Origin of the sequence: Anaerostipes sp. AF04-45, from assembly GCF_003461725.1 — a bacterium.
GTDB lineage: Bacteria > Bacillota > Clostridia > Lachnospirales > Lachnospiraceae > Anaerostipes > Anaerostipes caccae.
This window is the reverse complement of sequence record NZ_QTXQ01000006.1, coordinates 61,077-83,484: the sequence shown is the minus strand read 5'-3', so window position 1 is coordinate 83,484 and position 22,408 is coordinate 61,077. Positions and strand designations below refer to the sequence as shown.

Below are 22,408 nucleotides of genomic sequence, written 5' to 3'. Positions count from 1 at the left end.
CATGGCGGTATATTTAGATAATGCGGCGACAACAAAAGTCTTTCCTGAGGTACTGGAGGCTATGAATGAGGCGATGGAAGTATCCTACGGAAATCCCTCTGCCAAGCACACAAAAGGGATCGAGGCGGAAAATATTGTGAAAAAGGCCCGGCAGATCATCGCAGGGACGCTGAAGGCAAAGGAAAAAGAGATCGTTTTTACTTCCGGGGGCACGGAGTCCAATAACTTTGCGATCCTAGGAACGGCGATGGCCAATAAAAGGCGGGGAAAACACATCATCACCACGAAGATTGAACACGCCTCTGTGTATGAACCGATGTTTTTTTTAGAAAATGAAGGATTTGAAGTCACCTATCTGGACGTGGATGAAAAAGGGATCATCGATTTAAAACAGCTTAAAGACTGCATCAGAGAGGATACAATTCTTGTGTCCTGTATGCTGGTCAACAATGAAATCGGCGCAGTGGAACCTATTGAAGTAATCGGGAAGATGATAAAAAGCAGAAATCCTGCAGTGGTCTTTCATGTTGATGCGATCCAGGGATATGGGAAAATCCCGGTAGTTCCGAAGAATGAAGGAATCGATCTGCTTTCCATGAGCGGCCATAAAATCCATGGTCCAAAAGGCGTCGGATTTTTGTATGTGAAAGAGAAGACAAAAATACAGCCGTTGATCTTAGGCGGAGGACAGCAGAAAGGAATGCGTTCGGGCACCGAAAACGTGCCGGGGATTGCGGGACTCTCAAAGGCCTGCCAGATTATGGCCGGGCATCTGAAAGAGAATGCAGACAAGATCGGGGAAGTCAGAGATTATTTCAGAAGCCGGGTCACGGAAATTCCCGAGATCAAAGACAACTCCGGCGATGCGCCTCACGTGGCAAGCATCAGTTTTAAAAACATCAGAAGTGAGGTTCTGCTGCACGCACTGGAAGACCGGGAAATTTATGTTTCTTCCGGATCGGCCTGTTCTTCCAACCGTCCCCATGTAAGCGGCACCCTGTCTGCCATCGGACTCAGCCCTGAGTACCGGGACGGAACATTGAGGTTTAGTTTTTCTGTCTATAACACAAAGGAAGAAGTGGACCAGGTCATAGCGGCACTGGAAGAATTAGTTCCGATGCTGCGGAAATTCGTAAGAAGATAAGAAGGAGAGAAGATGAAAGTACAAGCTTTTTTAATAAAATATGCCGAGATCGGCATCAAAGGAAAAAACCGCTACATGTTTGAGGATGCACTGGTTAGACAGATCAAGTATGCCATGAAGCCGGTGGGAGAATTTAAGGTGAGAAAAGAGTCCGGGCGTGTCTTTGTGGAAGGACAGGAGGACTTTGACTATGAGGAAGCCGTGGAAGCGTTAAAAACTGTCTTCGGGATCACGGGCATCTGTCCGATGGTGATCGAGCAGACAAAGGATGTGGAGCATCTGACGGATGCGGCAGTACGTTACGTTGACAGCCAGTATGACAGGAAGCATTTTACGTTTAAGGTCAATGCAAGGCGGGGCGATAAGGAATTCCCGATGAATTCTATGGACATCAACTGTCTGGTGGGAGAAAAACTTTTGGATGCATGGCCGGACTTAAAGGTAGACGTGCACCGTCCGGAAGTGCTTTTAAACATCGAGGTAAGACAGCAGATCTATATTTATTCTGTGGAGATCCCCGGACCGGGAGGCATGCCGGTGGGAACAAACGGAAAAGCCATGCTGCTTTTGTCAGGAGGAATCGACAGCCCTGTGGCAGGATATATGATTGCCAAAAGAGGAGTGCGCATCGATGCGACTTACTTCCATGCACCTCCATATACGAGCGAGCGGGCAAAACAGAAAGTCGTGGATCTGGCAAAGATTGTCTCTAAGTATGCGGGGCCGATCCATCTTCATGTGGTAAACTTTACGGATATTCAGCTTGCTATTTATGAGAAATGTCCGCACGACCAGCTTACGATCATCATGCGCCGTTATATGATGAAGATCGCAGAACATTTTGCACAGGAAAATGATGCGCTGGCGCTGATCACCGGCGAAAGCATCGGACAGGTTGCCAGCCAGACGATCCATAACCTGGCGATCACAAACGACGTATGCCATATGCCTGTGTTTCGTCCGCTGATTGGGATGGACAAGCAGGAAATCGTAAATATCGCAGAGAGGATCGACACCTTTGAGACTTCGATCCAGCCGTTTGAGGACTGCTGTACAATCTTTGTGGCAAAACATCCTGTGACCAAAGGAAACTTAAAGAAAATTGAGAAATCAGAAGAAAATCTTGCTGATGTCATAGAGGAACTGATGGAAAAAGCGATCGAAACTACGGAAGTGATCGTTGTAAAATAAAGAATGATTTACTGAGGGGAAGAACAGAGAAAGGGTTCCAGCCTTTGAAGAATCTCATCCCTTTTTTCGGGAATCTGAAAGGCGAGAAGAATTGGTTCGTTTAAGTTTAAGCTGAACAGGTCCATGACACTTGCGGCGTCCAAAAGGTAGGAACCCGAGATTATGTAAAAACCGCCGTCATATTCTTTGATAATATTGATAAAGTCGTTGACCTTTTTTATGGAATTCAGCATTAATTGTACTTCGCACATGATTCATCCTCCAATGACGATAGTGTACAAGCTAAGATTTGAATTGTCAATAACAACGAAAGGAAAAGAGAAACTCCATGAGTTTAAAAAATGTGAAAGCCGCAGTCGTGACTTTGGGCTGCAAGGTCAACCAATATGAATCCGATGCCATGTTTGACATGCTGACGGATGCAGGGGCTGAAATCGTCAGTCCCAAAGAAGGTGCGGATATTTATATCGTCAACACATGTTCTGTGACGAATATAGCGGAGCGGAAGTCCAGACAGATGCTGCACCGGGCAAAGAAGCTGAATCCGGATACCGTGGTGGCAGCTGTTGGATGCTATGCCCAGGTGGGAAAAGAAGAATTGAAAAAAGATCCGCTGATCGATCTGATCATTGGGAACAATAAAAAGAAAGATTTGATTCCGATCCTTGAAAAATATTTTGAGGGTCACCGCCGGGATGCCGAGGTGTTGGACCTGTCTTCGGGAAGCGAATACGAAGCCCTGCATGTGAGGCATTTAAATGAACATACGAGAGCCTATATCAAGGTTCAGGACGGGTGCAACCAGTTTTGTTCCTACTGTATTATTCCCTATGCCAGAGGAAGAGTCCGGAGCCGGGATATGGAAGATGTCCTCTCTGAGATCAGAGGCCTTGCCCGAAACGGATGCAGGGAATTTGTCATTACAGGGATTCATGTATGTTCCTACGGGACGGATCTTGACGGGGACAAAGGACTGATTGATCTGCTCGAAGAAATAGGAAAGGTTGGAGGAGTGGACCGAATCCGTTTAGGTTCTCTGGAACCGGGGATCATCACAGAAGATTTTGTAAAAAGGCTTCAAAGTATAGAGCAGTTCTGTCCGCATTTTCATCTGTCCCTTCAGAGCGGATGTGATGCTACCCTGAAACGGATGAACCGGAAATATACGACGGACGAGATAAGAGAAAAAGCAGAGATTCTGAGGAAAGCTTACGAAGATCCCGCACTGACAACGGATATTATCGTAGGATTTCCGGGAGAGACTGAAGAAGAATTCGAGGCAACGAGAAAATTTCTGGAAGAGATCGGACTGTATGAAATGCATGTTTTCAAATATTCAAAGAGAGCAGGCACCAGGGCTGCCGTCATGGAAGATCAGGTAAATGATCAGGAAAAAGCCAGAAGGAGCGCAGTCCTGATCGCCATGAATGAGGAACATAAAAATGCGTTTGAAAACAGGCAGATCGGGACACGAAGAACAGTTCTGATCGAAGAAAAATTAAGAAACAGCTCCGGAAATTTCTATGTGGGGCACACAAAAGAATACGTCAAAGTGGCGGTGGAAAGTGAAGAGCCGCTGGAAAATCAGATCGTGGAAGTTGAACTCACCGGTATCACCGGGGAAGGATATGTGGCAGGAAATGTGTAGAAAATCCATTGCTATTTTTTCGGATATATATTAGAATAAAAAAAAGATACGAAAAAGGACGTGATAATATGGATAAGAATCAGACACAGCATTTTTCTGTGGTGAAAGATGAACTGGACGTGCACAGAATTTTAGAGCATGTCTATGAAGCACTGGAGGAAAAAGGATATAACCCGGTGAACCAGATGGTAGGCTACATTATGTCAGGTGATCCCACCTACATTACCAGCCATAAGAATGCACGAAGCATGATCAATAAAGTAGAGAGGGACGAGATCATCGAGGCCCTGTTTTTAAATTATATTGATACAAGGCTGAAGTAGGGATTATGAGAATACTTGGGCTTGATTATGGGACAAAGACAGTGGGCGTTGCCCTGAGCGATGAGCTGGGGATCACAGCGCAGCCGTTTGAAACCATTACGAGAAAAGATGAAAATAAGTTAAGAAAGACTTATGCAAGGATCGAGGAGATCGTCGCCGAATATAAGGTTGAAAAGATTGTCCTCGGATATCCGAAGAATATGAATAATACGATCGGAGAACGCGGAATGGCAACGGAAGCTTTCCGCGATAGTTTAGTGCGCAGAACCGGACTGGATGTGATCTTGTGGGACGAGCGCCTTTCTACTGTTGCGTCCAATAAAGTATTGATGGAAAGCGGCGTCCGGAGGGAACATCGGAAAAAGGTCATTGATCAGGTTGCTGCATCGATGATTTTACAGGGATATCTGGATTCTCTGTAAAGAAAGGATTGATAAAATGAAAGACAAAGAGAGCAGAATTCTCTTTTTAGATGACCAGGGCCGGGAGATTGAATTTATGGTTCTGGAGCAGACGACACTGGCAGGGACAAATTACCTGCTTGTTGCGGATTCCGTGGAGGAAGACGGGACAGTTTTGATTATGAAAGAAATCTCACTGGAGGAGGACTATGTCTCCTATGAGATCGTAGAAGATGAAGAAGAACTTGAGATCATATCCAAGATATTCAATGAATTAATCGAGGATTTTGATTTGACAGTATAAATGTAACAGGATTTCGAGGTGGTTTGATGGGCTATAATGAAGAAGCTTTTATAAAAATTTTAAAGAGCAAGGGTTTAAAAGTGACGAATCAGAGAAAAGCTGTATTAAAGGCACTTTCATCAAAACCGGACCAGCACCTGACCGCGGAAGAAATCTATGAATTGGTTAGAGTAGACACTCCCGAAATCGGGATTGCGACAATTTATCGTACCATACAGTTACTTTGTGAATTAGGATTAATTGATAAATTGAATTTAGATGATGGATACGTTCGCTATGAAATCGGAAAAGAAGATAAAAATGAGCACCACCATCATCATTTGATATGCGTGAATTGCGGAAAAGTTTTAAAGTTCGACGATGATTTATTAGATGAATTAGAAAAACAGGTTGAGAAAACGACCGGATTCATCGTCCATGATCATGAATTAAAGATGTACGGATATTGTCGTGATTGTCAAAATAACCGGAAGTAATAATAATGGAGGAATTATTTTGAAATCAGACAACACAAGTGTAAGTAACAAGACAGAAGGACAACAGCAAAAGAAACAGTCAAAAAACTTTTGGCCGAAAAAGTACAGCCAGCCGAAGACTCCGGCAGTGATACCGAATGAGTCGAAGGAACTCACGGTTAAGGCAAAGCCGCAGAAGAAAGAGGCGGCACCGAAAAAGACGGCGCCTGCAAAGGCGAAAGCAGCGCCGAAGACACAGGCAGCAGCGAAGAAGACTCAGACGAAGACAGCTGCACCAAAAGCACAGGGACGTCCGAGGACAACTCAGAGAAGGAATACGGGAACGGTAAAGATCATTCCTCTCGGCGGACTCGGTCAGATCGGTATGAATATTACGGCTTTTGAGTATAACAATAATATTTTGATCGTTGACTGCGGGGTAGCTTTCCCGGATGATGAGATGCTCGGAATTGATTTAGTCATCCCGGATGTAACCTATTTGAAGGAAAACGCGAAGAAGATCAAGGGACTGGTCATCACCCACGGGCATGAGGACCATATCGGAGCGATCCCTTATATTGAGAAACAGCTCAATATTCCAGTTTATGCGACAAAGCTTACAATGGGACTGATCGATAATAAATTAAAAGAGCATGGACTGTTAAAACAGGTGAAGAAGACAGTCGTAAAACACGGCGATGTGATAAAACTGGGAGTCTTTACGGTAGAATTTATCAAGACCAACCACAGTATTGCGGATGCTGCGGCACTTGCTATCCACACTCCGGCAGGGCTGATCATTCATACTGGTGACTTTAAAATCGACCATACTCCTCTTTTCGGAGAGGCAATCGATCTGGCAAGGTTTGCGGAGCTGGGAAGAGAGGGTGTCCTTGCGCTGATGGCGGACAGCACCAATGCGGAGAGACCCGGGTATACTCAGTCTGAGAAGAACGTTGGAAAGACGTTGGACAGCTTGTTTGCGGCCCATCCAAAAGGAAGGATTCTTGTTGCCACCTTTGCTTCCAATGTAGACCGTGTACAGCAGATTATCAATTCCGCTTATAAGCATGGAAGAAAGGTAGCGGTAGAAGGCCGGAGCATGGTAAATATCATTGCGACTGCTTCAGAGCTGGGATATATCAAGATCCCTAAGAATACTCTGATTGAGACAGATCAGATGAGAAATGTACCGGACGATCAGATCGTTATGATCACCACGGGAAGCCAGGGTGAAACAATGGCAGCCTTATCCAGGATGGCAAACGGCACCCACCGGAAGGTTTCCATCAAACCGACAGATACCATCGTGTTCAGTTCCAGCCCGATTCCGGGAAATGAGAAAAATGTTTCAAACATTATGAACGAGCTGGCTATGAAGGGAGCAAAAGTCGTGTTCCAGGATACTCATGTATCCGGGCATGCGTGCAGAGAAGAGATCCGCCTGATCTATGCCCTCACGAAGCCCCAGTATGCAATACCGGTACACGGAGAGTACCGCCATCTGGTGCGTCACAGTGAGCTGGCTTTGGAAATGGGAATTCCGAAAGAGAATGTTTTTGTTATGGAAGAGGGAGACGTTCTGGAACTAAACAAGAAAGCCGGAAAAGTCACCGGAAAAGTCCCTGCCCAGGGAATCCTCGTAGACGGACTGGGCATCGGGGATGTAGGAAATATTGTGCTGAACGACAGAAGACAGCTGTCACAAAATGGCCTGATCATTGTGACTGTGACTTTGGAAAAACACGGAAACAGCATTTTGGCAGGTCCGGATATCGTATCCCGCGGTTTTGTCTACGTGAGAGAATCTGAAAGCCTCATGGAAGGAGCCAGACAGGTTGTGGAAGATGCGGTGGAAGGCTGTCTTACAAAGAACATTACCGACTGGGGCAAGTTAAAGTCCTGTATCCGGGACACGCTGAGCAATTATATCTGGAAGAAGACGAAGAGGGATCCGATGATCCTTCCGATCATTACAGAAGTATAAAGCTTTACGCGGGGAAGGAAAGTGCAAAGACAGATGATGACAAAGGATGAAGAGAGAAAAAACAATAGAGATGACCTGTTCCGGCTTTTTTGGAAGGTGGTCCATCAGATCCTGATTATAGGTCTGATCGTTGGATTATTTTTCGGCATGTATTCTTTTGCTTATCATGCTTTCTCAAACGAGGCATATGACGCTTCCAGCACCAGGAAGATTCAGGTGGTAATCTCTAAGGGAGACGGGACCGGACAGGTGGCCGATCAGCTTTATGAGAAGCATCTGATCATCGGTAAAAACAGATTTAAAGTAAGAAAATTTTTCTCGAAATATAGTGAAACGGAGTTTGTTCCCGGAAAGTACAGCCTGTCACAGTCTCAGGGAATTGATGAGATTATGGCTGTGCTGTGCGGGGATGTCCGTGAAAGGGAGAAAAAATGATTGTAGATGAAAATGTAACAGATTATCTCCGCTCATTGATCCGGGAGGAGGACGCTTTTCTTGAGAGGATTGAACGCGAAGCCAGGAAGAATCATGTGCCGATCGTGAAGCCCGAGACAAAAGAGTTTCTGAAATTATTAGTGCTGATGAAGCAGCCGATGAAAATCCTGGAGGTCGGAACGGCTGTGGGATTTTCATCTCTTTATATGCACAAGTTTCAGCCGGAGGGCGGGACTGTCGTAACCATTGAACGAAACGAAGGAAGGATACTGAAAGCTGAGGCAAATTTTGCCGAAGCGGGAGTGCAGAACGCAGTGACTCTTTTAAAAGGGGATGCCGTCCAGATCTTAAAAGAACTATCCGGAACCTTTGATTTTATTTTTATGGATGCGGCCAAAGGCCAGTATATCCGTTTTTTTGAGCACATTTTACGTCTGCTTCCTGCGGGAGGCATTTTAGTTTCCGACAATGTGCTTCAGGATGGGGATATCGTAAGATCCAGGTATGCGGTGGAACGCAGAGACCGGACCATTCACAAGCGGATGCGGGAGTACTTATATACACTGAAAAACCATCCTTTGCTGGAGACATCTGTGCTTCCTGTGGGAGACGGGGTGGCAGTGAGTATGAAAACAGGAGAGTAACATGAGAAAAACAGAACTGCTGATACCAGCAAGCAATTTGGAAGTACTGAAAGTAGCTGTGCTCTACGGAGCAGATGCGGTTTATATCGGAGGAGAAATGTACGGGCTCAGGGCAAAAGCCAAAAATTTCTCTATGGACGATGTAAGGGAAGGAATCTGTTTTGCCCATGAGCACGGAGTCAGAGTTTATATAACAGCCAACATCGTGGCTCATAACGGAGACCTTAGCGGTATCCGGGAATATTTCAGGGAGCTTAGGAACATAAAGCCGGACGGACTGATCATTTCCGATCCCGGTGTTTTCATGATCGCCAAAGAGGAATGTCCGGAGATTGAACGCCACATCAGCACACAGGCCAACAGCACCAACTATGCCACTTATAAATTTTGGCAGGAACAGGGCGCATCCCGTGTGGTGGCTGCCAGAGAGCTTTCTCTTCGGGAGATCAAAGAGATCAGGGAGCATATCCCGGATGATCTTGAGATTGAGGCATTTGTCCATGGGGCCATGTGTATTTCCCATTCGGGGCGCTGTCTTTTAAGCAATTATTTTACCGGACAGAATGCCAACAAAGGGGCGTGCACCCATCCGTGCAGGTGGAAGTATTCTGTGGTGGAGGAGACCAGGCCGGGCGAATATATGCCGGTGTATGAGAATGAACGGGGGACTTATATTTTTAATTCCAAGGATCTATGCATGATCGAACACATAGATGACCTGATCGGCGCAGGAATCGACAGCCTGAAGATCGAAGGAAGAATGAAGACTGCCCTCTATGTGGCGGCGGTTGCGAGAACTTACCGAAAAGCGATTGACGATTACAGGGAGTCACCGGAGAAATATTTTGCCAATATGGATTATTACAGGCAGGAGATTTCCAAGTGCACTTACCGGCAGTTTACAACCGGATTCTATTATGGGAAGACAGATGAACATGCTCAGATTTATGACAGCAATACTTATGTGAAAGAATATACCTATATCGGCATCGTGCAGGGACACAATGAAAAGGGATTTGCGCTGCTGGAACAGAAAAATAAGTTCCTCACAGGCGAGACCATCGAGGTCATGATACCGGGAGGAGAAAACCTCCAGGTGACCGTAAAAGCGATCGAGGATGAGGATGGCGTTTCCATGGAGAGTGCGCCTCACCCGAGACAGATGATCTATGTGGATTTCGGAGAAGAAATTCCGGAAGGATATCTGCTCAGACGAAAAGAAGAATAAAGTGAAGTTTCAAAACATCGGCAAAAAATATTGCCGATGTTTTTTTAACATGACATGGGATGACAAGTTCAAGGTGATATTATTCCTATTAGGAAGGGAGATGAAATTTCTTATGAAATATGAATGGAGAAAACAGGAGAAAGAGATTTACAGCGCAAAGCAGGAGCCGTCTCTGATCAGGATGCCGGTGCAGAACTATATTATGATCTGCGGGGAAGGTGATCCGAATAAAGAAGATTTTTCTGAGAGAGTCGGAGTTTTATATTCACTTGCATATCAGATCAAGAACGGATATAAAAAAGCCTGTCTTGACGGTTCGGCAGACAGGATAGACGGTTTATATGATGACTATGTAGTTTATCCGCTGGAAGGAGTATGGACGACTTCTGATCCAGAGCATCCTTTGGACAAAGACCGCTTTGTCTACCGGATTATGCTGAAGCAGCCGGACGTGATGACAGAGCAGATGTTTAAAAAAGCGTATGATGCAGTTGCCCGAAAGAAGCCTCATCAGCTGCTTAAAGAGGTGGAGTTTTTCTCTCAGGAGGAAGGGCTGTGTGCTCAGATCATGCATAAGGGGCCATTCGGCGATGAACCGGAATCCTTTGCGAAGATGGATGAGTTTATCAAAGAGAAGGGATATGAAAGACGGAATCACTGGCACCGGGAAATCTATGTGGCAGGGGCCAGACAGGCCGATTCAAAGAATAAAAAGACGATCCTCAGATACACTTTGAAGGTATAAAGAAATGCTGTAAAATAGATGCAGGTTCATCTGTTTTACAGCATTTTCAGTATTTTGGACGAAATAATATTCGGTACAGCAAGTATACAATGATCAGCCCGGACAGAACAAATCCGATAAAACTGATCCAGGGGATACCGAAGATCAGAGGTCTCAGCTCTGTCATACAAAGCAGGACTGCACCAAGAAATAGAGCGGATGAGACGATCCCGAGCACAAGGTAACCGACAGATTGACGAAAAGTTTTCATAAAATCATTTGCGTCTGTAAGTTCCATATTTAATTTTGTCTGCCCGTTTTTTGTAATATTTAACAGGTCAGAAAGCTGGGACGGGATCTCCATGGATTTATCAAGGGATGCATAAGCTGTCCGGCCCCGGTGGATTAATTCCTTCTTCCAGTTAAAATGATCATATATCATAGAAGACATATGCATGGAAAGAATGGAGAGCATGTTGACTTCAGGGGAGCAGGCGGCCAGAGTGCCCTCCATAGTGATCATACTCCTGCCGAGAAGTGTGATATCCGGGCTGATGGCGATCTTATGCTTTTTTACAAGATCCAGGAGCTTCTCGATCAAATCGCCCAGGCGCATCTCGCCGAAGTCTAAAGTCATATAACGGCTGACGATGTCATCCACGTCCGTATAGAGCCTGGCATGATTGATGCGGTCTTTTGGCTCTCCCAGGGTGAGGAGGACATTTTTCAGTGTATAGATGTCGTGCATTAACAGTGCTGTAATAGCTTTTCGCAGCAGCTGTTTATAGTGTTCAGACAGATGTCCTGTCATGCCAAGGTCCAGCCAGGCAATCTTTCCTCCCGCAATCCACAGATTACCCGGATGAGGGTCCGCGTGGAAAAAACCATCTTCCAGGATCTGCTTACAATAATTTTCCGCAGCTTTTTCGCCAATCTCCGTCATGTCATATCCGGCCTTTCGGAGTGCATCAATATGATCGATCTGGATGCCGTCGATATAGGTCATAGTGAGCAGACGGGGTGTAGTAAACTCGGTGAGCACCTGCGGGCAGGTGACATAGGCAATGTCTTTTTGATGTTCATAAAACCGCACCAGATTGTCCGCTTCTCTTATAAAATCCATCTCTTCCTGAGAAGTTTTCCAAAGTTCATCCAGTATCGTATGAAAATCGATCAGGTCACCGGTACCCATGGCGATTTTCATGATTTTGGCGGCTTTTTTCAGCAGATGAATATCATTTTCCATGGTTTCCCGGATATGAGGCCGCTGGACTTTGATCACAACTCGTCCGCCGTCTGCAAGCACCGCTAAGTGAACCTGTGCAATAGAAGCAGAGCCTAACGGATCTGGCTGGATCTCAGAAAATACAGATTCCAGGGGACGGCAGAGTTCCTGTTCGACCACCTGTTTCACCAGAGAAAAGTCCAGTGGTTTTACTTCAGTCCTGAGTTTTTTTAATTCTGTACAGTATGCTTCTGGAAGCATGTCAGAGCGCATGGACATAATCTGTCCCAGCTTGACATATGTGGGCCCCAGGTCTTCCAGAATCTCTTTCAGCTTTTGAGGGGTCATCCCCCTTGAGAGATGATGCCTTTTTAATACTGTGAGAATATCGAGAAGCCGCCGGTTAGAGACATCACTGCTCATCTTCTTTTGATTCCTCCGGGGTATCTTCCGGAGTATTTTCAGATGCCTGCTTTTTTGCCTCGATTCTATCCATTAAACGGTCCAGATCTTCCTCAGACATATCATCCACCGCATCTATCAAGTCTCCATAGTCTTTCACAACATTTACAGTCACATGATCTTTCAGTTTTTGTTTTGCTTTATGCTTTAGCTCTTCATTTACGACCTTCCCCTGTTCTACGGTGAGTTCCCCTTTCTTTACAAGATCCTCGACGATATCTTTGGCGGAATCCGCGGTTGCAGCCATAGCACCGATACCGGCCAGCAGAACCTTCTTCATACCTTCTCCAAAATCCATAAAAACCATCCTTTCTGCAAAAAAACAAAGAGATAAACACGTTTCAAACTATATAATAAGTATACCTTATCGCGCGAAGCGCGTCCACCCGAGAGACATTTTCTGCATGATTTCCGTTCTGCTCTTAGAATGCCTCATTCCAATCACGCAAAAAATGGACGTAATGCCTGCTGGATATGTGTTTTTTAACGAAAAAAGAGATTGCTGAACAGACTTTTTTGTTTCGAAGGAATTTTTATATGGCTCGCAGATGTACACTATTGACTTTCCGACATATGTGTCGTATATTGAAGTTATAGACACATATGTCGGAAAGGAGGGTTCCGTGAATAAGAGAGGTGAAGCGACGAGGAGACGGATCAGGGAGAAAGCCTGTCTTTTGTTCGCAGAGAAGGGTTTTAAAGAAGTTACAATGAAAGATATTTGTGAGATCACGGGGTTAAGCCGGGGAGGCTTGTATGGGCATTATGAGAACACAAAACAGATTTTTAAAGAAATCGTGGATGAAATGATGAATTCCCAGGATGAAGAATTTCGTTCAAAAATGAGACTGGGACTTTCTGCGGTTCATATTCTGGATGATATCCTGAAACGCTACCAGGAGGAAATGATCGACAGGGAAGGCTCTTTGAGCACTGCGATTTATGAATATTTCAGCATAAAGGAAAATGCCGCCGGGGAGAATGCCTTGTACCGTCAGTATTTAGCGTCATTTGATACATGGAAGAGTTTTCTTCAATATGGAATTGACCGGAAGGAATTCTATCCTGTCGATATACCGGCAGTGTTTGACCTGATCATTTTTTCCTATCAGGGAGTAAGAATGTACAGCAGACTCATGCCGGTCAACAGAGAAGTACCGGAAAGAATGATGAAGGAAATCCGAAATTTATTAGTGAGAAAGGAATAAAAGATATGGCAACGATATTTGAACGCTGGGACAGTGCAAAAACGGCTCTGATAAATCCATGGAATGTTATAGAAGAAAAACCGGATTTTCCGGAGGTATGCATTACCACTTTTTCGGCGAATATGATCGATCGGCTGGCTGAATCAAGAGATGGAAAAAAGATCGCAGAATTGTGCAGTGCAAACGGGAATCTTCCGGTCTATGAAATACGTTATGGCGGAAAGCGTATTGCGGTTTTTTTATCAAGAGTGGGGGCCCCTGCCTGTGCGGCCGGTTTAGAAGAAATCATAGCAATGGGAGCGAAAAAGATCGTGATGTTTGGATGCTGCGGGGTCCTGAACCAGTCCGCTGTCCAGGATAAAATCATTGTCCCTGTTTCCGCGGTAAGAGATGAGGGAACCAGCTATCATTATATGCCGGCCAGTGAGGAGATCCATGCGGAGACATCGTCTGTAAATATATTAAAGAATAGTTTAAAAAAATGCGGAATGTCTTATGTGACCGGCAAGACATGGACCACGGATGCGGTTTACAGGGAAACCCAGAGTGTAATAGAAGAGCGCAGAGAACAGGGATGCCTTGCAGTTGAGATGGAATGTTCTGCTGCTTTGGCGGTCACCCAGTTTCGGAAGATTCCATTTGTTCAATTTTTATACGGTGCGGATCATCTGCATGCAGACAGATGGGAGCAAAGAGATCTGGCAGAGTACGGTATCAGAAATTTTAAGAAATACATGCAACTTGCGTTTGAATGTGCCTTAGCCCTGTAACAGAAAGGCTTTCCCGGGGACGGCATTTCCGATATAATATATAAAAACAGACAGAACAAAAAGAAGCATCGTTAGAAAAGGAGCATTCGTCATGAAAAAAATTAGTGAAGTCAGCAGACTGACAGATAATCCACATCTGAATCTGTATCATTTAAAAGGCACAAACCGGGTTGGAAAACCGTTGAATTACTATATCGCTTCCAGGGTGAAAAATATGGAACGGCTGAAATTAAAGACAAAGCGCAATGATCCGGACGGCATTATTGTTTACAGCCTCTACGGTGAAAAACGGGACAGGGTCGTGCTGGTCAGGCAGTACCGGTATTCGATCGATGATTATATCTATGAATTTCCGGCAGGTCTGGTGGAAGAAGGAGAAGACTACCGGGAGGCAGGAATCAGGGAGCTGAAGGAAGAAACAGGACTTTCTCTGGAGCTGATCGATGCAGACCCGATGTTTGAAAAGCCCGGATTCATGTCTGTCGGCATGACAGATGAGTCCTGTGCCACCATTTATGGATACGCCAGCGGGACACCGAGTAAGAAGGGACAGGAAGACTCCGAAGAGATTGAGATCGTATTGGCAGACAGAGAAGAAGTAAAAAGGATTCTTAAAGAAGAACATGTGGCCATCATGTGTGCCTATATGCTTATGCACTTTTTACAGGATAAGGAGCCTTTTGATTTTCTGAATTTATAATGGACATTAGCAGCTGAGGATACAAAAATGATACAAGGATCTGTTATATTTTTCGACAAATAAATGAAAAGCAGAGGAGAGGAATATGAACCGTATTTTAATCGTCGAGGATGAGCCGGCTATATCTAATTTAATCCAGATGAATCTTGCGGCAGCGGGATACTGCTGTGACTGTGCCTTTGACGGGGCTGAGGCGGCCGACCGGCTGGAACAGGAGGGATTTGATCTGATTCTTTTGGATATCATGCTGCCGGAGATAGACGGCTATGAGCTGATGGACTACATCAGGCCGCTTGAGATTCCGGTCATATTTCTTACGGCCAAGGCCAATACAGAAGATAAAGTAAAGGGACTGAAGGCAGGGGCAGACGATTATCTGACCAAGCCATTTGAAATTGCGGAACTGCTGGCCAGGGTAGAGACGGTCCTCAGGCGCTGTCAGAAGACAGAAAGCCGTCTGAAGGAAGGAGACCTGGAGATTGATATGTCCGCAAGAATTGTAAAAAAACAGGGGCAGCCTGTAAATCTGACAGTCAAAGAATATGAACTGCTGCTGCTCCTGATACAGAATAAAAACATTGCCTTATTCAGGGACTTTATCTATGAGAAGATCTGGGGCAGCGGATACATGGGGGACAGCAGGACAGTCGATCTGCACGTGCAGCGACTGAGAAAAAAGATCGGATGGGAACACAAAATAAAAACGGTCTATAAGGTAGGCTACCGCCTGGAGGATTCGCAATGAAGTTTTCCTGGAAAGTATTTTTAAGCATTATTTCACTTACTATGCTCACATTCAGTGTTGGCGGGTATTTTTTGATCCAGTCTTCTTTTCAGTCATCTCTGCGCCAGACCGCAGAGATGTCATATCAGGAAAACAATATTTTCCGGGCAACTTTGGGGGCTTCTATTGCCGTATCTCCTCCGGACAGCGGTTCACCTAAAAACACGGTTAAAAAGCTGGCCGGATCAATCAGTCTCTCGTCACCGGGAAAAGAAAGAAAATTTCGGATATGTGACAGTTCCTTCCGGGAGCTGTTTTCGGATCTGAGTTTTCGTGTACCAGATCAAGTAATGAAGGCGCTGGACGAAAAACATACAGGATACTCCATTCTTAAACAGGACGGCAGGTATTATCTGCAGTCGGCATGCCGCTTCACCGTAGATGAAGAAGTATTTTACCTGGAAAATGTACGAGATATTACCCCGATTTATGAATTAAAAGAAAATCAGATGAAGCTGTATCAGAAGATTTCCGTTATTCTGGTCGTAACTTTGGGAATTGCTGTCTTTTGCCTGTCCAGATGGCTGACCCAGCCTTTGCGGATCCTTTCCCGGGCAGTCAGAAACTTCGCAGCAGGTGATTTAAAGATTCGATCGGAGGTGGTGTCCGAGGATGAGATCGGTTCTCTCGCCGGAGATTTTAACACAATGGCAGAGCAGCTGGAACAAAAGATCTGTGAACTTGAAGATTCTGCGCTGCGCCAGGAGATGTTTATGGGAAGCTTTGCACATGAACTGAAAACGCCTATGACTTCTATCATAGGATACGCAGATACCCTGCGGTCCAGAGGACTCAGTGAGGAGCAGAGATTTCAGGCGGCGAATTATATTTTTGAGGAGGGGAAGCGTCTGGAGGCTTTGTCTCTGAAGCTGATGGACCTGATCGTTCTGGACAAGCAGAAAATTTCCATGAGACCGGTCCCGGCAGCTGAGCTGTCTGAAAGAGTCATTCATCTCACAGAGCCTCTTTTAAAAGCATCAGGTATCCAGCTTGAAACTTCTTTTGAAGAGGGGATCATATGGGGAGAACCGGATCTGCTGCAGAGTCTCTGTGTGAATCTTTTGGATAATGCCAGGAAAGCAGTGGATGCCGACGGACTGATCCGTTTTGAAGGGAGATCAGATGAAAACGGCTATACCCTTGTGATAAAAGACAACGGAAGGGGAATGCTCAGAGAAGATATGAACAGAATAACGGAAGCGTTCTATATGGCAGATAAGTCCAGAGCAAGAAAAGAAGGCGGAGCGGGGCTTGGACTTTCTCTCTGCCGCCGGATCGTGGAACTGCACGGCGGAACGATGGAATTTGAGAGCCGGCTGGAAATAGGAACGGCAGTCACCGTTCAGCTCAGAAAGGAGAGGTCCGATGAAATTTAAGAATATTTTGATCTGCTTTTTTTCAGCGGTCCTGGCAGCCTCCTGTATTCTATGGCCGTCTCTGATATCGGGGTATCAGGATAAGAAAATGAGAGGCCGGGTGGAACTGGACAAGGTGGAAGATACATCGGAAATCCGGACAGATACCTTAACTATAGAGGAAAAATTATCACTCATTGCGGAAGCAGATAACTCAGCGGAGGAGATTGCCGTGACGAACCAGACTTATGAGTGGGGATCGGCAGAGATAGACGAACTCAAAAACGTTTGTATGAAAGAATTAAAACAACTAAAAGAAATGGGAATGTTTCCAAAGCTTGCTTTGAATAAGAATACAATGATGTTTTATGAAACCACAACGACTTGTCTGGATACAAAAAATTATGCAAGACGTCTGAGAATTCACAGCGTGACGGTACAATCAGGGGATCAGAGTTTAGTGGCGGTCATTGATGATTCTTCACATAAGATTTTGAGTATCGACAGTGTAAAAGGAGCCGGAATCAAGCCTTCGGATGCTGAGAAGATCATAGGGATCTGGGGCCGGTATCTTGGTTTGAAAGAAACAAACAAAATGGCTGCGGTAAAAAACAACTATTTTGTAACATACAGGTCAGGCAGTGAAAAAGTATACTATTTATTTATATTCTTCAGCAAAAAGTTTGCGGAAGAAGGGGAATTTTATATTCATCCTGAGGGAAATGGCGGAGATCAAAACAGTGTCAGCAGATGATACAACTTCGATGGAATTTTGACTGAATTGTGATACAAGGTCCGGGTATGATAATACCAGAGATCATATTCTCTGGAAAGAAGGATGACGGACTAATGAGAAAGAAACAATATATACGGAGGAGACATAAGTATTTTGTACTGCTTATATTAGAGATCATAGGCACCTGGTTCCTGACGGTCCTCGTGATACAGTACTGTACTTCTACGCAGCAGCCGGTAAAGAATACCATACCGGTCAGCAGATTTGTAAGGCCAAAACAAAAAGAACAAACAGTTCATATTCCCTGGAACCTAATCTTAATAAATCATGAAAATTATGTGCCGGATGGTTTTCAGCCTGACCTGACTACATTAAATAATGGGTGCCAGGTAGACCGGAGGATACTGCCGGATCTGCAGAAAATGATGAATGCGGCCAGAAAAAGAGGGCTTTATCCCTCCGTCTGTTCTGCATACCGGACAGAAGAGCGCCAGACATATCTTCTGGAGCGCGATATCAATAAGTATTTGAATCAGGGATGTACGGAGGCTGAGGCCAGGAAGAAGGCATCCAGATGGGTTGCGCTTCCGGGCCGGAGTGAACATCAGACGGGGCTGGCAGTGGATATCGTTGCAGTTGATTATCCAGTGCTTGATGAGACACAGGAAAAGAGGGAAGAACAGCAGTGGCTTATGGAAAACAGCTGGAAATACGGTTTTATTCTCAGGTATCCAAAGAATAAAACAAATATTACAAAAATCGGATATGAGCCGTGGCATTACCGGTATGTGGGCAGGAAAGCCGCAAAGGAAATGAAAAAGAATAACATGTGCCTTGAGGAATATATAAAACATGTGTCTGGGGGGAATGTATAAAATACGGTTTGCCCTGTGGGTATGAGAAAAAGGTCATTCTCTGTCACTACAAGGAGAATGGCCTTTTTATAATGATTTTTCTTTCAGATTTACTTCACCTTTTTGAAATAATTTCCTGCGAGGATACAAGTTTTTATAGTTTTTCCGCTCTTGCTTTCATAGGACGATGTATCAATTGGGATACCATATACATCCACAAAGTCAGATTCAAAAATATTCTCTAATTCATCCAGATAATACACGATGCATACATGTTTTCCGGAACGATCTATCAGAAGAATCTCATTGTAATCATATCCGAATGCAGAGTAAGAATCCATTTGCACAATATAATAATCGGATAACCGTACAATTTTATCTCCGTATTGATCCGGATGTTTGAAGATCTACTGATACTTGATCGAAGTATCTGTATATTTTTTTGTCTGTTTTAAATTCTTTGCAGGGAATAGTTCCTCATGGCCGGAAATAAATTCCTGTGCCTTGTAGGAAATAGAAAAGGGCATACTGGAGAGTGAACCAAGCGTATTAAAAAATTCCAGTACATTTGGTGTAAAATAACCTTTGGTAAAAGTGCCTGCCTGTTTGGGATAATCTTTGTCGTCAAACACTAATTCTCCGGTTCCTTCCGGCAGATTGTTTTTCCAGAGGCCGGTATAGGTAGATTTTAGATTGGCCGGACTCTGAACTTTGTATTTGCCGCTGCCATGAAATTTTCCGTTCAATGTCTCTCCATCATATACACCGGTTGTATCTGTGGCGCTGAGTTTGACTTTGGCAAGGTTTGTTTTTACAGAACCTTTGCCTTCCGGACGGCCTTTAGAGAAATTTCCCTTGTAGGTGAGATATTGTTTGTTCTTTTTAAAGACAAAAGTGCCTTTGCCTTCTGGTTTTTTGTCTTTCAGAGTTCCCGAAAACTTTCCTTTCAAATCTTTGTCAAAAAAAGATAGGGTCATTTCTTCATTTTCTACACGGTTGGAACATCCGGTGAGACAGAAGACCAATAAGATAAAAACAGCTGTAAACTTTAAATTTTTCATAGTTTTCCCCTCCGTATTGCTACTGGTGTTTTAAGAAACTGCCTGCTACAATCAGTACTTTTATTTTTTGCCGGACTGCATTGTATACTCTGCAGAGGAAAGAGGAAGTCAATATACGGTCTGAGTGCTGTTGAAAGAAACATCCTTTAAAGGGTCCAGGCAGATAACGTATATGTATGCATTCTCAGAGGGCAGACCAAGAAGAACCAGAGATAGATTTCTGCCAAAGACTTTTTCATTCAGCTCGGTATTCAGAACTGTATAGTCAGAAAATTTCATAAGTTCATCGCCGTAATCACCGGATTTTTTTAAAACATCATGGTGACTGAGCGAAGAATCCACATAAGGTGCCAGATCAGTTTCTTTTTTTGCCATAAATAAGGAATCATTTTTTCTATAAATGTTTTTGCTTTTGGAGAAATTTTATATTCGATCTCTTCAAAAGTCCCCATCGTTTGATAGATTTTAAAAGTGGTGGGATCAAAATAACCGGTGTCAAAATGGCCGGTCATAGCCCATTTTCCTCCGACAGAGAAGTCAAGACGTCCTTTGCCGTTTGCCATGTTCGCATGCCAGCTTCCTTGATAGACGGCGTTTTTGAAGTCTTTTGGAGACACAAATTCAAATCTTCCTTTTTTACTGGCTTTGCCGCCGGAGACAATGCCTTTGTAGCGCCCTTCACATTTTTTTTCAATAAAATAGGCTGTCATCAGGTTTGTATCAAGGGTTCCTTCTCCGGACATTTTACCATTTGAGATTATGCCTTTGTAGGCGAGGTAATCATCTCCCTTTTTATAGGAAAAAGTTCCTTTCGTTGGCTTGTCATTTTTCATGAGACCGGTATACTGGCCCTCATATTTCTTGTTCTGGTATTCCAATGTGACCGTCTTGTTTTTGACTTTTTTCTTTTTTTGCACACCCTGCGGTCAGAAGGCACAAAAGGCATAATAATGCTGCGATTTTTAATTTCTTCATATTCTCTCATCTCCTGTATTGTTTTTACATTATCATACCACAGATCAGAGAATTTGTTTATGTTCCCGAGGGTTGTTTTAAGGTTTAATATATGAAAAACCTTCCGTCTGCCGAAGAGCAATTTCCACTACACCTGCCGGGACAATTTCAACAAACGGCAGCAGAAGTTCAGGAGAAATATGGTTTCCGCGCAGTGCATTGCGGCAGGCACAGATCCGAATGTTTGAGGAAAGAGAAAGCAGAGCATTTTTAAAACCCATCTTTTCTGAGACGGCATCCTGAAGTTCACAGACAGCCGGGCCGTTTGCCACCAGCTCGATTCGGTAATGCATGGCTTCCTGATCAAAATATTGAATCATATTTTGTATATTTCCCAGAACCATTGCCCACTTTAAACTCTCATCAATATGAAATAAAACATTCATAGCATACCTCCTGAATAAAATATATGATATTGTAAGTTTAACACATTTGAGAGAACCCTTACAGCAGATGAAATATCTTTTAGAGGGAAAAGCACTATTGGACAGAGGAAGGCATACAATGTTAAAAAGGCTTGGAGGTTGCTTTACTTGCAGGCATTTTTAGAACCGCTGTCACAGGAAGAGGAACAATATTACTTGAAGAAAAGCCGCCTGGGGGACATGGAGGCCAGGAACATATTAGTAGAACACAATCTCCGTCTGGTTGCCCATATTGTTAAAAAATATAATAACTTTGACAGGGATAAGGACGATCTGATATCCGTGGGAACGATTGGGCTGATTAAAGCGATCAATACCTATAACATGGAGAAAGGGCACCGGCTGGTGACCTATGCTTCCCGATGCATTGAAAATGAACTGCTCATGATGCTGAGACAGGAAAGAAAAAGTGCAAAGGACACTTCGTTATATGAGCCGATTGGGATTGACAAAGAGGGGAATGAAATTAATCTTTTGGATGTACTGGGGGCGGATGAAAACGATATCGTAGATGAACTGGACCTGAAGGAGAAAATCAGAGACTTGTATAAAATGGTGGATGAGATGGAACCGTCCAGAGAGAAAACGACTCTGATTATGAGATACGGATTATATGGCAAAAAACCCATGACTCAGAAAGAGGTGGCAAAAGAACTTCATATATCGAGATCTTATGTGAGCCGTATTGAAAAAAAAGCTGTTGAGAAGATAAAAAGAAGGTTAAAATTATAATTAGGTTATCTGCCGGAATTGTAAGTTAGATTCCGGCAGTTTCCATTATCTGAAAGTAAACTTAAGTTGATAGAACCCCGAGAAACAGATATAATTGAAAAAACAGAAACAGCCAAAGCCGGGGAGAAAATAAATGAGTATGGAAATTGCAAGACTGTATCGTTCAAGGATTCAGGAGGCCGTGGATCTGGTGTGGGAAACCTTTTTGAAATTTGAAGCACCGGAGTATTCGGAAGAAGGAATCCTTACATTTCATGATTTTATCCGCAATGAGAGAGAATTAGAAAGATTAGAGATCTTTGGAGCGGAAATTGACGGAGCTGTCGTAGGTGTATTAGCGATGAGGGGAAATCATATCAGTCTCTTTTTTGTAGAAGAAAAGATACAAAAACAGGGAATCGGACGAGCCCTTTGGAACTATTTTTTGGCACAGAGCCGGACCGAGCAAATAACAGTGAATGCTTCTCCTTATGCTGTACCAGTCTATGAAAAGCTGGGTTTTCAGGCTGTGGATGACGAACAGCTTACAGATGGGATACGGTATACGCCTATGACACTGAATAGATGAGGGATATAGAAACCAAAATTTATGGAGAAG

Annotated in this window: 28 protein-coding genes; 21 read left to right on the top strand and 7 right to left on the bottom strand. The window is 44.1% G+C overall.

What is annotated here, in order from left to right; translation table 11 throughout:
* Window position 1 precedes the first annotated feature (1 nt).
* Both DWV34_RS10490 and thiI read left to right on the top strand, forming a co-directional pair.
* Window positions 2-1,144: a cysteine desulfurase family protein gene (locus DWV34_RS10490; protein WP_006567270.1), complete on the top strand. Its 1,143-nt coding sequence runs from the start codon at window positions 2-4 to the stop codon at window positions 1,142-1,144.
* Between the two features lie 12 nt (window positions 1,145-1,156).
* Entirely contained in the window at window positions 1,157-2,335 is a 1,179-nt protein-coding gene (thiI, locus tag DWV34_RS10485) for a tRNA uracil 4-sulfurtransferase ThiI (RefSeq protein ID WP_006567269.1), read from the top strand.
* Between the two features lie 8 nt (window positions 2,336-2,343).
* On the opposite strand, the gene DWV34_RS10480 is transcribed toward thiI, so the two are convergent.
* Entirely contained in the window at window positions 2,344-2,586 is a 243-nt protein-coding gene (locus DWV34_RS10480; RefSeq protein ID WP_006567268.1) for a hypothetical protein, read from the bottom strand.
* 77 nt (window positions 2,587-2,663) lie between these two features.
* Between DWV34_RS10480 and mtaB the strand changes: the two genes are divergently transcribed.
* From mtaB to DWV34_RS10430, 10 genes are all read left to right on the top strand, one after another.
* On the top strand, window positions 2,664-3,983 hold the full coding sequence (mtaB, locus tag DWV34_RS10475) for a tRNA (N(6)-L-threonylcarbamoyladenosine(37)-C(2))-methylthiotransferase MtaB (protein ID WP_009289858.1): 1,320 nt from the start codon (window positions 2,664-2,666) through the stop codon (window positions 3,981-3,983).
* 68 nt (window positions 3,984-4,051) lie between these two features.
* Entirely contained in the window at window positions 4,052-4,306 is a 255-nt protein-coding gene (locus tag DWV34_RS10470; RefSeq protein ID WP_006567266.1) for an IreB family regulatory phosphoprotein, read from the top strand.
* Window positions 4,307-4,311: 5 nt separating this feature from the next.
* Complete coding sequence (ruvX, locus tag DWV34_RS10465) at window positions 4,312-4,728, top strand: Holliday junction resolvase RuvX (protein WP_009289857.1); 417 nt, start codon at window positions 4,312-4,314, stop codon at window positions 4,726-4,728.
* A gap of 16 nt (window positions 4,729-4,744) precedes the next feature.
* Window positions 4,745-5,011, top strand: coding sequence for a DUF1292 domain-containing protein (locus DWV34_RS10460; protein ID WP_006567264.1), 267 nt, complete (start codon window positions 4,745-4,747; stop codon window positions 5,009-5,011).
* 26 nt (window positions 5,012-5,037) lie between these two features.
* A complete protein-coding gene (locus tag DWV34_RS10455) occupies window positions 5,038-5,487 on the top strand; it encodes a Fur family transcriptional regulator (protein ID WP_006567263.1) in 450 nt (149 codons plus the stop codon).
* Between the two features lie 19 nt (window positions 5,488-5,506).
* A complete protein-coding gene (locus tag DWV34_RS10450) occupies window positions 5,507-7,453 on the top strand; it encodes a ribonuclease J (protein WP_009289856.1) in 1,947 nt (648 codons plus the stop codon).
* 21 nt (window positions 7,454-7,474) lie between these two features.
* Window positions 7,475-7,888: a hypothetical protein gene (locus DWV34_RS10445; protein WP_233444307.1), complete on the top strand. Its 414-nt coding sequence runs from the start codon at window positions 7,475-7,477 to the stop codon at window positions 7,886-7,888.
* A complete protein-coding gene (locus DWV34_RS10440) occupies window positions 7,885-8,532 on the top strand; it encodes an O-methyltransferase (protein ID WP_006567260.1) in 648 nt (215 codons plus the stop codon). Before DWV34_RS10445 ends, DWV34_RS10440 begins: the two co-directional genes overlap by 4 nt.
* Window position 8,533: 1 nt before the next feature.
* Complete coding sequence (locus DWV34_RS10435) at window positions 8,534-9,760, top strand: peptidase U32 family protein (protein WP_009289855.1); 1,227 nt, start codon at window positions 8,534-8,536, stop codon at window positions 9,758-9,760.
* Window positions 9,761-9,872: 112 nt separating this feature from the next.
* Window positions 9,873-10,505: a GyrI-like domain-containing protein gene (locus DWV34_RS10430; protein WP_009289854.1), complete on the top strand. Its 633-nt coding sequence runs from the start codon at window positions 9,873-9,875 to the stop codon at window positions 10,503-10,505.
* 46 nt (window positions 10,506-10,551) lie between these two features.
* Here the strand turns inward: DWV34_RS10430 and DWV34_RS10425 are convergent, their stop codons facing one another.
* Window positions 10,552-12,132: an ABC1 kinase family protein gene (locus tag DWV34_RS10425; RefSeq protein ID WP_009289853.1), complete on the bottom strand. Its 1,581-nt coding sequence runs from the start codon at window positions 12,130-12,132 to the stop codon at window positions 10,552-10,554.
* Window positions 12,122-12,469, bottom strand: coding sequence for a phasin family protein (locus DWV34_RS10420; protein ID WP_009289852.1), 348 nt, complete (start codon window positions 12,467-12,469; stop codon window positions 12,122-12,124). Before DWV34_RS10420 ends, DWV34_RS10425 begins: the two co-directional genes overlap by 11 nt.
* A gap of 325 nt (window positions 12,470-12,794) precedes the next feature.
* Here DWV34_RS10420 and DWV34_RS10415 point away from each other — a divergent pair, with 325 nt between their 5' ends.
* From DWV34_RS10415 to DWV34_RS10385, 7 genes are all read left to right on the top strand, one after another.
* Window positions 12,795-13,379 (top strand): TetR/AcrR family transcriptional regulator, encoded by a 585-nt coding sequence (locus DWV34_RS10415; RefSeq protein WP_118476239.1) that lies wholly within the window; start codon window positions 12,795-12,797, stop codon window positions 13,377-13,379.
* Between the two features lie 5 nt (window positions 13,380-13,384).
* Window positions 13,385-14,149 carry a nucleoside phosphorylase gene (locus DWV34_RS10410; RefSeq protein WP_009289850.1) on the top strand — a complete coding sequence of 255 codons (765 nt, stop codon included), beginning with the start codon at window positions 13,385-13,387 and terminating at the stop codon, window positions 14,147-14,149.
* A 91-nt stretch (window positions 14,150-14,240) separates the two neighbouring features.
* Window positions 14,241-14,849, top strand: a complete 609-nt coding sequence (locus DWV34_RS10405) for an NUDIX hydrolase (protein ID WP_006567252.1) — start codon at window positions 14,241-14,243, stop codon at window positions 14,847-14,849.
* An 85-nt stretch (window positions 14,850-14,934) separates the two neighbouring features.
* Window positions 14,935-15,594, top strand: a complete 660-nt coding sequence (locus DWV34_RS10400; RefSeq protein WP_009289849.1) for a response regulator transcription factor — start codon at window positions 14,935-14,937, stop codon at window positions 15,592-15,594.
* Window positions 15,591-17,009: a sensor histidine kinase gene (locus DWV34_RS10395; protein ID WP_009289848.1), complete on the top strand. Its 1,419-nt coding sequence runs from the start codon at window positions 15,591-15,593 to the stop codon at window positions 17,007-17,009. Before DWV34_RS10400 ends, DWV34_RS10395 begins: the two co-directional genes overlap by 4 nt.
* On the top strand, window positions 16,999-17,742 hold the full coding sequence (locus tag DWV34_RS10390; protein ID WP_006567249.1) for a hypothetical protein: 744 nt from the start codon (window positions 16,999-17,001) through the stop codon (window positions 17,740-17,742). Before DWV34_RS10395 ends, DWV34_RS10390 begins: the two co-directional genes overlap by 11 nt.
* Before the next feature lie 95 nt (window positions 17,743-17,837).
* Window positions 17,838-18,599, top strand: coding sequence for a M15 family metallopeptidase (locus tag DWV34_RS10385; protein ID WP_009289847.1), 762 nt, complete (start codon window positions 17,838-17,840; stop codon window positions 18,597-18,599).
* 386 nt (window positions 18,600-18,985) lie between these two features.
* On the opposite strand, the gene DWV34_RS10375 is transcribed toward DWV34_RS10385, so the two are convergent.
* The 4 genes from DWV34_RS10375 to DWV34_RS10365 all read right to left on the bottom strand — a co-directional run bounded on the left by DWV34_RS10375 (window position 18,986) and on the right by DWV34_RS10365 (window position 21,039).
* On the bottom strand, window positions 18,986-19,639 hold the full coding sequence (locus DWV34_RS10375; RefSeq protein WP_009289845.1) for an MORN protein: 654 nt from the start codon (window positions 19,637-19,639) through the stop codon (window positions 18,986-18,988).
* A 308-nt stretch (window positions 19,640-19,947) separates the two neighbouring features.
* Window positions 19,948-20,517 (bottom strand): hypothetical protein, encoded by a 570-nt coding sequence (locus DWV34_RS10370; RefSeq protein WP_227031929.1) that lies wholly within the window; start codon window positions 20,515-20,517, stop codon window positions 19,948-19,950.
* On the bottom strand, window positions 20,492-20,614 hold the full coding sequence (locus tag DWV34_RS17870; RefSeq protein ID WP_022261470.1) for a hypothetical protein: 123 nt from the start codon (window positions 20,612-20,614) through the stop codon (window positions 20,492-20,494). Before DWV34_RS17870 ends, DWV34_RS10370 begins: the two co-directional genes overlap by 26 nt.
* A 77-nt stretch (window positions 20,615-20,691) precedes the next feature.
* Entirely contained in the window at window positions 20,692-21,039 is a 348-nt protein-coding gene (locus DWV34_RS10365; protein WP_022261471.1) for a DsrE family protein, read from the bottom strand.
* A gap of 147 nt (window positions 21,040-21,186) precedes the next feature.
* Here DWV34_RS10365 and sigK point away from each other — a divergent pair, with 147 nt between their 5' ends.
* Window positions 21,187-21,810, top strand: coding sequence for an RNA polymerase sporulation sigma factor SigK (sigK, locus tag DWV34_RS10360; protein ID WP_009289842.1), 624 nt, complete (start codon window positions 21,187-21,189; stop codon window positions 21,808-21,810).
* A gap of 133 nt (window positions 21,811-21,943) precedes the next feature.
* Complete coding sequence (locus DWV34_RS10355) at window positions 21,944-22,378, top strand: GNAT family N-acetyltransferase (RefSeq protein WP_009289841.1); 435 nt, start codon at window positions 21,944-21,946, stop codon at window positions 22,376-22,378.
* Window positions 22,379-22,408: the final 30 nt, after the last annotated feature.

Coding starts and splice junctions, on each gene's coding strand:
- thiI (WP_006567269.1), top strand. CDS start 1,157: ATGAAAGTACAAGCTTTTTTAATAAAATATGCCGAGATCGGCATCAAA.
- DWV34_RS10455 (WP_006567263.1), top strand. CDS start 5,038: ATGGGCTATAATGAAGAAGCTTTTATAAAAATTTTAAAGAGCAAGGGT.
- DWV34_RS10390 (WP_006567249.1), top strand. CDS start 16,999: ATGAAATTTAAGAATATTTTGATCTGCTTTTTTTCAGCGGTCCTGGCA.
- DWV34_RS10385 (WP_009289847.1), top strand. CDS start 17,838: ATGAGAAAGAAACAATATATACGGAGGAGACATAAGTATTTTGTACTG.
- DWV34_RS10460 (WP_006567264.1), top strand. CDS start 4,745: ATGAAAGACAAAGAGAGCAGAATTCTCTTTTTAGATGACCAGGGCCGG.
- DWV34_RS10355 (WP_009289841.1), top strand. CDS start 21,944: ATGAGTATGGAAATTGCAAGACTGTATCGTTCAAGGATTCAGGAGGCC.
- DWV34_RS10420 (WP_009289852.1), bottom strand. CDS start 12,469: ATGGATTTTGGAGAAGGTATGAAGAAGGTTCTGCTGGCCGGTATCGGT.
- DWV34_RS10480 (WP_006567268.1), bottom strand. CDS start 2,586: ATGTGCGAAGTACAATTAATGCTGAATTCCATAAAAAAGGTCAACGAC.
- DWV34_RS10375 (WP_009289845.1), bottom strand. CDS start 19,639: ATGAAAAATTTAAAGTTTACAGCTGTTTTTATCTTATTGGTCTTCTGT.
- DWV34_RS17870 (WP_022261470.1), bottom strand. CDS start 20,614: ATGAAGAAATTAAAAATCGCAGCATTATTATGCCTTTTGTGCCTTCTG.
- DWV34_RS10400 (WP_009289849.1), top strand. CDS start 14,935: ATGAACCGTATTTTAATCGTCGAGGATGAGCCGGCTATATCTAATTTA.
- DWV34_RS10425 (WP_009289853.1), bottom strand. CDS start 12,132: ATGAGCAGTGATGTCTCTAACCGGCGGCTTCTCGATATTCTCACAGTA.
- mtaB (WP_009289858.1), top strand. CDS start 2,664: ATGAGTTTAAAAAATGTGAAAGCCGCAGTCGTGACTTTGGGCTGCAAG.
- DWV34_RS10410 (WP_009289850.1), top strand. CDS start 13,385: ATGGCAACGATATTTGAACGCTGGGACAGTGCAAAAACGGCTCTGATA.
- DWV34_RS10365 (WP_022261471.1), bottom strand. CDS start 21,039: ATGAATGTTTTATTTCATATTGATGAGAGTTTAAAGTGGGCAATGGTT.
- DWV34_RS10430 (WP_009289854.1), top strand. CDS start 9,873: ATGAAATATGAATGGAGAAAACAGGAGAAAGAGATTTACAGCGCAAAG.
- DWV34_RS10405 (WP_006567252.1), top strand. CDS start 14,241: ATGAAAAAAATTAGTGAAGTCAGCAGACTGACAGATAATCCACATCTG.
- DWV34_RS10470 (WP_006567266.1), top strand. CDS start 4,052: ATGGATAAGAATCAGACACAGCATTTTTCTGTGGTGAAAGATGAACTG.
- DWV34_RS10395 (WP_009289848.1), top strand. CDS start 15,591: ATGAAGTTTTCCTGGAAAGTATTTTTAAGCATTATTTCACTTACTATG.
- DWV34_RS10440 (WP_006567260.1), top strand. CDS start 7,885: ATGATTGTAGATGAAAATGTAACAGATTATCTCCGCTCATTGATCCGG.
- DWV34_RS10435 (WP_009289855.1), top strand. CDS start 8,534: ATGAGAAAAACAGAACTGCTGATACCAGCAAGCAATTTGGAAGTACTG.
- ruvX (WP_009289857.1), top strand. CDS start 4,312: ATGAGAATACTTGGGCTTGATTATGGGACAAAGACAGTGGGCGTTGCC.
- DWV34_RS10490 (WP_006567270.1), top strand. CDS start 2: ATGGCGGTATATTTAGATAATGCGGCGACAACAAAAGTCTTTCCTGAG.